This is a genomic window from Paraburkholderia sp. UCT31 (assembly GCF_014397655.1).
Classification (GTDB): Bacteria; Pseudomonadota; Gammaproteobacteria; order Burkholderiales; family Burkholderiaceae; genus Paraburkholderia; species Paraburkholderia tuberum.
Genome location: NZ_VZQP01000033.1, coordinates 85272 through 95601, shown reverse-complemented (window position 1 = coordinate 95601; position 10330 = coordinate 85272). Strand labels below are relative to the sequence as shown.

Annotated in this window: 10 protein-coding genes; 3 read left to right on the top strand and 7 right to left on the bottom strand. The window is 63.4% G+C overall.

Annotation, left to right across the window (positions count from 1 at the left end; all coding sequences use genetic code 11):
* A partial coding sequence (locus tag F6X40_RS25750) for a DUF3597 domain-containing protein (RefSeq protein WP_187618254.1) occupies window positions 1-324 on the top strand: 324 nt, incomplete at its 5' end.
* 264 nt (window positions 325-588) lie between these two features.
* Here the strand turns inward: F6X40_RS25750 and F6X40_RS25745 are convergent.
* Window positions 589-861, bottom strand: coding sequence for a hypothetical protein (locus F6X40_RS25745; RefSeq protein WP_013091148.1), 273 nt, complete (start codon window positions 859-861; stop codon window positions 589-591).
* A gap of 329 nt (window positions 862-1190) precedes the next feature.
* Window positions 1191-2891 (bottom strand): Na/Pi cotransporter family protein, encoded by a 1701-nt coding sequence (locus tag F6X40_RS25740; RefSeq protein ID WP_184064825.1) that lies wholly within the window; start codon window positions 2889-2891, stop codon window positions 1191-1193.
* Window positions 2892-3268: 377 nt separating this feature from the next.
* On the opposite strand from F6X40_RS25740, the gene F6X40_RS25735 reads away from it, so the two are divergent.
* Both F6X40_RS25735 and F6X40_RS25730 read left to right on the top strand, forming a co-directional pair.
* Entirely contained in the window at window positions 3269-4009 is a 741-nt protein-coding gene (locus F6X40_RS25735; RefSeq protein ID WP_090809155.1) for a 3-ketoacyl-ACP reductase, read from the top strand.
* 173 nt (window positions 4010-4182) lie between these two features.
* Complete coding sequence (locus F6X40_RS25730) at window positions 4183-4587, top strand: Fis family transcriptional regulator (protein WP_187629718.1); 405 nt, start codon at window positions 4183-4185, stop codon at window positions 4585-4587.
* Window positions 4588-4603: 16 nt separating this feature from the next.
* Here F6X40_RS25730 and F6X40_RS25725 read toward each other — a convergent pair whose 3' ends face one another.
* The 5 genes from F6X40_RS25725 to coxB are packed head-to-tail and all read right to left on the bottom strand — an operon-like array spanning window position 4604 to window position 10075.
* On the bottom strand, window positions 4604-5932 hold the full coding sequence (locus tag F6X40_RS25725; RefSeq protein WP_187629717.1) for a c-type cytochrome: 1329 nt from the start codon (window positions 5930-5932) through the stop codon (window positions 4604-4606).
* The gene (locus tag F6X40_RS25720; RefSeq protein WP_184064815.1) at window positions 5932-6348 is read right to left on the bottom strand and encodes a hypothetical protein; all 417 of its coding nucleotides are present in this window, start codon (window positions 6346-6348) and stop codon (window positions 5932-5934) included. Before F6X40_RS25720 ends, F6X40_RS25725 begins: the two co-directional genes overlap by 1 nt.
* Window positions 6345-6986: a heme-copper oxidase subunit III gene (locus tag F6X40_RS25715; protein WP_187629716.1), complete on the bottom strand. Its 642-nt coding sequence runs from the start codon at window positions 6984-6986 to the stop codon at window positions 6345-6347. Before F6X40_RS25715 ends, F6X40_RS25720 begins: the two co-directional genes overlap by 4 nt.
* Window position 6987: 1 nt before the next feature.
* Window positions 6988-8985 carry a cytochrome c oxidase subunit I gene (gene ctaD / locus F6X40_RS25710; protein WP_187629715.1) on the bottom strand — a complete coding sequence of 666 codons (1998 nt, stop codon included), beginning with the start codon at window positions 8983-8985 and terminating at the stop codon, window positions 6988-6990.
* 28 nt (window positions 8986-9013) lie between these two features.
* A complete protein-coding gene (gene coxB, locus F6X40_RS25705; protein ID WP_410452545.1) occupies window positions 9014-10075 on the bottom strand; it encodes a cytochrome c oxidase subunit II in 1062 nt (353 codons plus the stop codon).
* Between the last annotated feature and the right edge of the window lie 255 nt (window positions 10076-10330).

The following is a 10330-nucleotide window of genomic DNA, read 5'->3' as shown; positions in this document are numbered from 1 at the left end:
ACCCCCGACCCGGCCGCCGCGCAAGCCGCGACGCCCAGCGCTCCCGCCGCGCCCGCGCCGCTGACCGACGTCGACGTGGCCGCCGTGATGGATCAACTCGTCAGCGAAAGCGGACAGACGTTGAACTGGCGTACGTCGATTGTCGACACGATGAAGGCACTCGGCGTCGACAGCAGTCTCGAACACCGCAAGCAACTTGCCCAGGAATTGAAGTACAGCGGGGACATGAACGACTCCGCGAGCATGAACATCTGGCTGCACAAGCAGGTGATGCAGGCGCTCGCGGCAAACGGCGGCAAGCTGCCGCCCGATCTGGCAAGTTAAGCAGGACGAAGCAGGCGTTTCGCAGTAAGCGAGGCGCAGTGGAAGTCGCGCAGTAAAAATCACGCAGTAAAAATCAAACCCTCAGTCCAGGTTGCCCGGTCGAAGCACGAAACCGGGCAACCGGACACTTCTCCGCTCGGCAATCAATGCTCGCACAATCGACTATCGAGAGCGCGCACTGCGCGCGCCCGCGACAGCACGATTGCCATCAGCCCACGTATCGAAACGCGGGTGACGAAACACATTGCGATGGAATAGACGCGGCTATTGCGCCGCGGTGAGCTTGAGTCCCGGCCGCAACGGCTGGGGAGGCTCCAGAGGAGCCTTGCGTTCGTCCGATACCTGTTCGATTCCCTTTCTCGTGACTTCTTCGAGGAAGGTCAGGCGAGCCCGATAGTAATCGGCACGCAGCTGTGCGTCGAGCACGAGCTGTTCGGCCTGAAACAGTTCCATGCGCAAGTTGTTCAGCGCGCGTTCGGCCTGTTTCTCGGGAGTAGGAGCATGTTGTGAAGCCCAGTTAGCAAGCCACCTTATCATGGTGAAGACCTCCTTGAGTTCAATGCTCTGCTGCGACAAAGGCTATCAAATTGTGGATGCGGCGTGTGTTAAATCGCTTCAGGCGTTGCTTATTGTGCGAGCTACCGTGGGTCGTCGCACGATCGACTTCACCGCCGCGCCTTGACTACTGATACCACAACACGCGCGAGGCGAAAAAAGCCCGCACAGCGAAGGCGGGCAATCCCACTCTCTTTGAAAGCGTGTCACGAGGATGACACGCCACAAGTTTAGAGCTCGTGCAACCCCAACGTCCGTGTGCTGGCGATCACTTTGCGCGAATATATCGATCTCCAATCATGCGTCGCGCGTTATTGCAGCTCTTGAAGCGCTGCCACATTTTTCGCAATGGCCCGCGCGAACTGCGCGATCTGCCGGCCCTGCTCGATCAGATCCATGGCGATCCGGAACGTGACCACGTCCGCCTTGTCCGCCAGTTGAAGCTTCGCGAGCACGACCTGACGCGCGGTCGCGGCGAGCTTGTCGATGCCGGCCTTCGCGTCGACGACCTTCGCGACCTCTTCCGGATCGCGCGTCTCGATCGTGCGGATCGCCTGCTCGAGATTGCGGATCACCGCCTCGGTAAACTGCGTGGTCGCCGCATCGCGCAGACGCAGCAGATCGATCTGCTGCGTCATTCGTTGTTGTCCGACCGTCATCAGCGTCATGCCGACAATGCCGCTGATGCTTTCCAGATGACTCGTGACCTGCGTGTAGCCGACCACCTGCTGACCTTCTTCCTCCGAGTGCTGCCGCTGCGACAGGCGGCCGATATATTGAAGAATCTCGAAGGCCAGCCGGTCGCTTTCCTTGTCCTGATCGAGCATCTGATTGATCTCTTCCATCGTGCCGGTCGACACCATTTGCGAGCCGCGTTGCACAACGTCGAGCACCTGCGCACCGAGCCGGGTCAGCTCGATACGCACGCGTTGCAGTGCAAGCGCCGGCACCGCCAGCGACGTCTCGTCGAGATACTGCGGATCACCCGCGGGTTTGGCGGCCTTCGCGCGCTTCGGCACGACCAGTTGCGCGAGCCGCGCGATCGGACCGGCAAACCAGATCAGCAGCAGCGTGTTCGCCACGCTGAACAGCGTATGCACATTGGCTACCTGACGCGGCGCCTCGGCCGCGAGGCGTGCAAGCCCTTGCAGTTCCGGATGCGACGGCGATATCCAGCGCACGACCTCCGCCATCTGCGGAATCAGGAAGAGCGCAATCACGACGCCGAGCACATTGAAGATCAGATGCACGACGCCGACCTGCAACGCTTCCGGTGGCTTGCCGATCGAGGCGAGCAGTGCCGTGCCGCAGGTGCCGACATTCGCGCCGAGAATCAGCGTGATGGCGGCTTCGAGCGGCATCAAGCCCTGGCCGCTCAACGCAATCACGACCGCGAGCGTCGCCGCCGAGCTTTGCACAACCGCGGTGAAGACCGCCCCCACGATGACGCCGACGAGCGGATTGCGCATGTCCTGCATCGCGTCGATGAACGGCTGATAGGTGCGCAGCGGATGCGTGGACTCGCCCATCAGCTGGATGCCCATGAACAGCAGTCCTAGCCCCATTACGACGCGTCCGATCTGCCGCAGCAGCTCGCGCGGGGCAAACGCGTGCAGCACGAAGCCGATCGACAGCATGTACGGCGTCAGACGCGAAACGTCGAAGGCGATGATCTGCGCGGTGACGGTCGAGCCGATGTTCGCGCCCATGATCATCGGCACCGCCTGGGTCAACGTCATCAGGCCGGCGGACACGAAACCGACCAGCAGCACCGTCGTGATGGTCGACGAATTCAGCAGCGCGGTCACGACGGCGCCCGCCACCACGCCGCGAAACCGGCTTGCGGTCAGCACGCCGATCAGCGACTGCAGTTTCGATCCCGCGATCGCCTTCAGGCCGCCGGTCAAGAACTCCAGACCGAGAAGAAACAGCGCGAGGCCGCCAATCAACAGCCCGAAGATCCCAAGGAAGTTCAACCTGTCGGGATCGATGTCAGCAAGATAATCAGTCATCCTGATGTGCCTCTGATGATCACACGAATAGACGCGGGAGCGAGGGACGGCTTCGCGCCCTGCATCGACGACCGTGCAGGCAGTCTGCCGCACGGTGTCCGGGGCAGGTACTTAAGGCTAACGCTAAGGGTAAGAGGAAGACGGCGCGCAGGCAAGGACGGGAGGGCGGCCGGCAGTCTCGAGCGACCCCGGAGTTCGCAAAGCATGCAACCCGCAATCGACGTAATTCATTGCCCCGTCAAGCAACGATTCCACCCCTGATTTGGCAGTTAACCCGTAGGTGAAAATGCCCATCGTCCCAGCCATTGGCCGCTGCCAATAATAGGTCCATCCTCCAATCAAACGTGCTCAACTCACCCAAACAAGAAGGAGGACTTATGGCAAACCGTGTTGCATACGTAACCGGCGGCATGGGCGGTATCGGAACCGCCATTTGCCAGCGCTTGCACAAAGAGAACTACACCGTCATCGCGGGCTGCGGCCCGAACTCGGCGCGCAAAGCCCGATGGCTGGAAGATCAGAAAGCGCTCGGCTATAACTTCGTCGCATCGGAAGGCAACGTCGCGGATTGGGAGTCCACCGCGAAAGCGTTCGAGAAGGTCAGGAAAGAAGTTGGTGAAGTCGACGTGCTCGTCAACAACGCGGGCATCACGCGCGACGGCATGTTCCGCAAGATGACGTTCGAAGACTGGGAAGCGGTGATCGACACCAATCTCACGAGCCTGTTCAACGTGACCAAACAGGTCATCGAGGGCATGGTCGGCCGAGGCTTTGGGCGCATCATCAACATCTCGTCGGTCAACGGCCAGAAAGGCCAGTTCGGGCAAACCAACTACTCCACGGCCAAGGCCGGCATTCATGGCTTTACGATGTCACTCGCGCAGGAAGTGGCGACCAAGGGCGTGACGGTCAACACCGTGTCGCCGGGCTACATCGGCACCGACATGGTCAAGGCCATCCGTCCGGAAGTACTGGAAAAAATCGTCGCGACAATTCCGGTACGGCGTCTCGGCACGCCGGAAGAGATTGCGTCGATCGTCGCGTGGATCGCGTCGGATCAAGCGGGCTTTGCGACCGGGGCGGATTTCTCGCTGAACGGCGGTCTGCATATGGGCTAGCGGGAACGGCGCCGCGTCGCGCGCGGCGCAGCCGTTTTCCGTTATGGACGTTGTCAGGTTCCGTGATGGTGTAGCGGCCGGCTCGCGCCGGCCGCCTCAGTGAGCTTATGACCAGAAAAGCGAGCCCTGCTCGCGCTGCACCCGCGAAGTCGCCGCGCACGCACCCGAAGGCTATGCTGCGCCCGATCGTACCTGCCAAAGCAGGCGAAATTTCGCTCGACTATCACATGACGCTCGAGGCATTACGCAGCGGCGCCGCCAACCAATATCACGTCGGCAGCATGGCACAGGCCATTTACATGGCGATGCTACTGAATCAGCGCGGCTATGGTTCGGCCGTACCCGAGCTGTTTCGCGACGCGGAGGGCGCGATTCTGCGCTGCCGGCAGGCGGGACTCGAAACGGGCATCTGCGTGGTCGATCACGACGCCTACGCGCTACTCGGTCAGGTTCTCACGCTCTTCGATCAGCAACTCGCGGCGGCGCCAGTACGGGAGTTGATCGCGGTCAATGCGAAGCTGAAGACGCTGTTCAGCGCCGCCAATCTCCACTGCGACGGTAACGAGAACACCGCATGACGAGGCGCGTTGGCATTTACTTGCGCAATGCGCCGCGCACGCTCGACACATCGTTTCGCGTGACCGGTCCGGCCGCATTTCCCCATGTGGTCCGAACAAACGTGAGCACGCGCGCCATTTCGGTGTCCGTCAGCTTGCCGGCGAAAGACGGCATCTTGCGCGGCTCCGGTCCCGACTCGGTATGCGGACTGCCCCCGCCTTCGACCAGCAAGCGCACCAATGACGCGCTCGACGCCGACAACACCGCGGGGTTGCCCGCGAGGCGCGGATACTTGTTCGGCACCCCCGCCCCATCCATCTGATGACAGCGCGCGCAATACGATGCGTAAATGCCCGCGCCGGGTCTTTCCACATCCCCGGTTTTCAGCGCCCGTACGGTTTGCTGCGCGGCGGCGGAGCGGGCGTTGAAATAGCCGCTTGGCGCGCGCGGCGGCAGGCTCTTCAAATACGCGGCGATCGCCGCGAGATCGTCGTCGTTCAGGTACTGCGTGCTGTCTTCGACGACCTGAACCATGCTGCCGAACGGGATGAGTCCGCCGCCGTGGCCGTTTCGAAGGAACTCGACGATGTCGGTCGCGGAACTGCGGCCGAGCCCCGAGCCCGGGTCGGCGCTCAGGTTCGGCGCGAACCAGTGATCGTTGATGCCTCCCGTCAGATAGGCCGATGCCGACTCGTCATAGCCGCGCTCTTCGTACGCCGGTCCGCGCGGCGTGTGGCAGGCGCCACAATGGCCGAGCGATTGCACCAGATACGCGCCGCGATTCCATTGCGCATCGCGTTTCGCATCGGCTTTGAACTGGCCTTTCGGCGCGAATGCCCAGTCCCAGAACATCAATACCCAGCGCTGATTGAATGGAAACGGCAAGCGCGTTTGCGGGGCAGGGGCCGCGACCGGTTGCACGCCGTGCATGAAGTATGCGTAGAGAGCATGCATGTCGTCATCGGTGATCTTCGCGAACGACGGGTACGGCATCGCCGGATAAAGCCGCTTGCCCCCGGGCGCGATGCCCTCGCGCAACGCGCGCGCGAAGTCGTCATAGCTATAGCGGCCGATGCCGTATTGCGGATCCGGCGTGATGTTCGACGTATAGATCGTGCCGAACGGCGAACCCATGCCGAGGCCGCCGGCAAACGGCGGTGTGGCCTCAGGCGCCGCGCCCGGATGCGGCACGCGCGGCGCGGCGGTGTGGCAACCGGCGCAATCGGCGGCTTTGGCGAGATATGCGCCGCGCGCGACCTGCGCGGCGTCGGTGGAGGCGCTGGCGGCGTTTGCGGTCGCTGCTATCGTCAGCGGGCATGCGGCCGCGATGGCGAACCTGACCGCGTTGAGAACGTCGCGCTTCATCACCACCACCTGCACGGCGACACGATCGCGACCGCGGCATCCGTTGCGATCAATGCGAACAGAAACAGCGTGCTGCACATCACCGCGACGTGCGTCAGAAACCAGTCGAGTTCGGCACGCGTGCGGCGCTCGCCGTTCAGCGCACCGAACTTCAGTGGCGCGACGCGGCGCAAATTGCGCCACGCGACCCACGTGCCGAACGCGCCCGCGATCAGACACACGGTGCCGAGCGCGACGAGCGCCGGACGCATCCACGACACGAGCGGCGCGCCGAGCGGATGGTTGTACGGATAGCAGGCCTGCGCCGCGAGCGCTTCCGCGAGCATCATCTGCAACAGCCACGCGAACGGCGCCGCGAGCAGACCGATCAGCACGTAGGGCATCGAGATGTGCGAGTCTCTGGGCGCTGTCGTCATGACCACTCCCGGAACAGATACGGCGTCAGATACAGCGTGCTGAAAATGAACAGCCAGACGACATCGACGAAGTGCCAATACAGCCCACCGACCGACAGCGCCGCGCAGCGTTTGTCGTCGAAATAGCCGAGCGCGGTCCAGATCGCCAGCAGCGTCAGCACGACGATCCCGACCAGTACGTGCGCCATGTGAAAGCCGGTAATCGTGAAGTACAGCGAACCATAGAGATGCGAGGTCAGCCCGTACGGGTGGTTGTGCCATTCGCGCAACTGAATGCCCAGGAAGATGCAGCCCAGCACGATGCCCACCGCCATCGACGCGACACCGAGCCGTAATCGCCGCCGACGCACGCAGCGCTCGCAGAACCAGACGAACACGCTGCTCGATAGCAGAATGACCGTATTCGCGCTGCCGAGCCCGAGCTTCGGCAATCCTTCCGGCGGCCAATGCTGCTGGCTTTGCGAGGCCAGATACAGATACGAGAAGATCAGATAGCCGAACAGCGCGCCTTCGGTCGTGATCAGCGTGAAGCAGCCCCACCAGCCGCCCGATCGCTCGCCCGCGCTGCCAACCGGCAACGCACGTGCGGTCTCGTCCGGTTCGCTCGACGAGCGATTGAGATCCAGTGCATCGCTCATGTCAGCCTCCCGCATCCTCGAGCGCGACCGGCTCGCGCTGGATCAGCGCGCGCTCGGGCCACAGCCACGTGATGATCGAGACCGCGCAGCCGGCCAGCATCGCCCCCACGAACACCCAGGCGGTCAACGCGAGCCCCGCGAACAGTAGCGCGGCAAAGACCGCGAGCCAGAACGGCGCGTACGAATCTTCGGGCATCTTCAGGATCACGTCGGGACTCGCCTCGAGCGCGGTCGTGCCCAACGCTTCGCGACCGTGCGCGAGCAGATAGCCTTCGTCGAGTTGCGAGCGTGTTTGAACCGCGTCGCCCGGCTCTTCGATCCGGCCTTCCCACAACGGATGCCGGCTCGCGAGCGTCGGCACCACCGCGAAGTTGTACGGCGGCGGCGGCGAGCTGATCGACCATTCGAGCGTCGGCGCGTCCCACGGATTGTTGCCGGCGACCTTTCCGCGCCTCAGGCTCACCGCGATATCGATCAGAAACAGCAGCACGCCGGCCGCAAACAGGAACGAACCGAGCGACGTGACGAGATTCACCGTGTTCCAGCCCATGTCGGCGGGATACGTGTACATGCGGCGCGGCATGCCGAGCAGTCCCGCGATATGCATCGGAAAGAACGCGACGTTGAAGCCGATGAAGAGCACCCAGAACGCGAGCTTGCCGAGACGCTCGTTCGTCATCCTGCCGGTGAATTTTGGAAACCAGAAGTAGATGCCGCCGATCACCGGAAATACGTTGATGCCAAGCAGCACGTAGTGCAGATGCGCGACGACGAAGTACGTGTCGGTGAGTTGCCAGTCGAACGGCACCGCGGCCGTCATCACGCCGGAGACGCCGCCGATCACGAACAGCAGCACGAAGCCCGCGAAAAACAGGAACGGCACGCGATACACGGGGCGACCGGTCCAGATCGTCGCGACCCAGGCGAACGTCGCGACCGCGCTCGGCACCGCGATGACCATGCTGGCCGAGCCGAAGAACGACAGCGCGAGCGCGGGGATACCGGTCGCGAACATATGGTGAATCCACACGGCAAAGCCGACCACCATCGTCGCGACCGTCGCCAACGCGACCGGCCCATAACCGACCAGCGGCCGGCGGCAAAAGACCGGCAACGCATCCGACACGATACCCATGGCCGGCAACACGACCACGTAGACCCACGGGTGCGCGAAAATCCAGAACAGGTGCTGCCAGAGCAGCGGCCGCCCGCTATTGAGCACGTCGAAGAAATGCGTGCCGATGCGGCGGTCCATCCACAGCATCAGAAACGCGAGGCTCACCGACGGCACCGCCAACAGATTGCCGGCCGACGCGGTCAGCGTGCCCCACACGAGCACCGGCACGCGATCGAGCGACATGCCCGGCGCGCGCATCCTCAGCAGCGTGACGACGAAGTTCATCGCGCCGACCGTCGTCGAAATGCCGAGCAGCACCATGCCCAGCGCGTACACGTCGATATTCGGGCCGTTGCTGTACTCGAGGCCGGACAGCGGCACGTAGTTGAACCAGCCGGCGTCGGGGGCCTGTCCCGTCGGAAAACTCGCATACAGGAAGATGCCGGCGAACAGGAACACCCAATACGACAGCGCGTTCAGGCGCGGAAAGGCCATGTCGCGCGCGCCGAGCACGAGCGGCCATAGATAGTTCGAGAAGCCGGACAGAACGGGCAGCGCGTATAGAAAGATCATCGTCAGTCCGTGCATCGTGAACAGCTGGTTGTACTGTTCGGGCGTCAGCACCGTTGCGTTGGGGCGCGCCAGTTGAACGCGCATGATCAGCGCTTCGACGCCGCCCATCAGCAGAAAGATGAACGCGGTCACCAGGTAGCGCAAGCCGATGGTCTTGTGATCGACCGTCGAGAACCAGCCGCGCCAGCCGGGCCGCGACTCCCAGATTTCGCGCAGCCGCTTTTCCTGCTCGCTGCCGGGCTCGACACGGCCGCGCCGCGGCGTGCGGGTCAGCGCGGGTGGCGAAGCGGAAGCGGGATGATCGGACATTGAACGGGCTCCTCGAGTGCGATGCGCTTCAATGCAGCGTCGCGAGATACGCCGACAACGCGGCGGCCTCGCTGGTGGTCAGCGCGATACTGGGCATCAATGCATCGGGTTTGATCCGCTGGGCGTGCTCGATCCAGTCGAGCAGATGGTCGGGCGTGTTGCTGAGCGCGCCTGCCGCGATCGTGCGACGCGAACCGAGATGGGTCAGATCGGGCGCCTGCACGCCAGTCGCCTTGGTGCCGCGAATCGTGTGGCAACCCGCGCAGCGCTCCTCGAACAGATGCTGGCCGGCCGCGACGGCCGCGTCGCCCGTGGGCACGGTGGCCGCGCGTCCCTGCGCGTCGCGCCACGCGTTGAACGCCGCGGCGTCCTGCGCGATCACTTCGAACGCCATATGCGCGTGCTGCGCGCCGCAGAACTGCGAGCACTGCCCACGATAAATACCGGGACGGTCCGCCTGCAGCCACTGCTCGTTGGTTTGGCCTGGAATCGTCTGCGTCTTGCCCGCGAGTTGCGGTACCCAGAAAGCGTGCACGACGTCCGCGCTTTTGAGCTCGATCTTCACCGGCTCACCGACCGGAATATGAATCTCGTTCGCCGTGGTGAAGTTGCGGGCGGGGTTCGGATCGTCGCGGTAATCGGCTTTCCACCACCAGTCGTAAGCGGTCACGGTGATGGTCAATTGCGGATACGACGCGGGCGACGCCACCGATTCGAGCGTGATCAATGCATAGACCAGCATCGCCAACAGCACGACCGACGACACCGCGGTGCCGATGAACACCCAGCGGATGCCGCCGGGCTCGGCGCTCAGCGCATCCGGTTGCGCCGCGGGACGCTTGCGGACCATCGCGCCGATCAACAGGCCAGCGACGATCAGCGTGACCAGCGTCACGATCGCGGTGAAAACCCAGCCGAGGTACAGCGTCGGACGAGCCGCCGGGCCAGCCGCGTGCAGGAAGTAGTTCAGCGGCGCCACCGTGTTCGCGTGTGCGGAGTTCGCGAAACCGATAGCCAGCGCCGGTAACAACGTGACGCTGCCGCGCCTGACGCGCCGGCCTGACGTTCCGGATGCTTCCGCTGCTGCCACTGAGAACCCCGCTGACAGTGATGACCTTTCGACACGCGCCGTCCCCTGCGAACGAGGCGACGTCCGAGCACATCAGCAAAAATCAGGCCGCGTCTGCCGAGGGTGCGGGCGTGAGGTTCGCGCTGACTCGAACAGGTCAGCAGAAGGGTGCATTCGCTCGGTTATGCGAACGCGTGGACGAGCTGTTGCGTAGGCAGGAATTGTCGGTGCGGAAAATTTTTTAATATTGGCTTTCTCAATATAAATCGCCTTTAA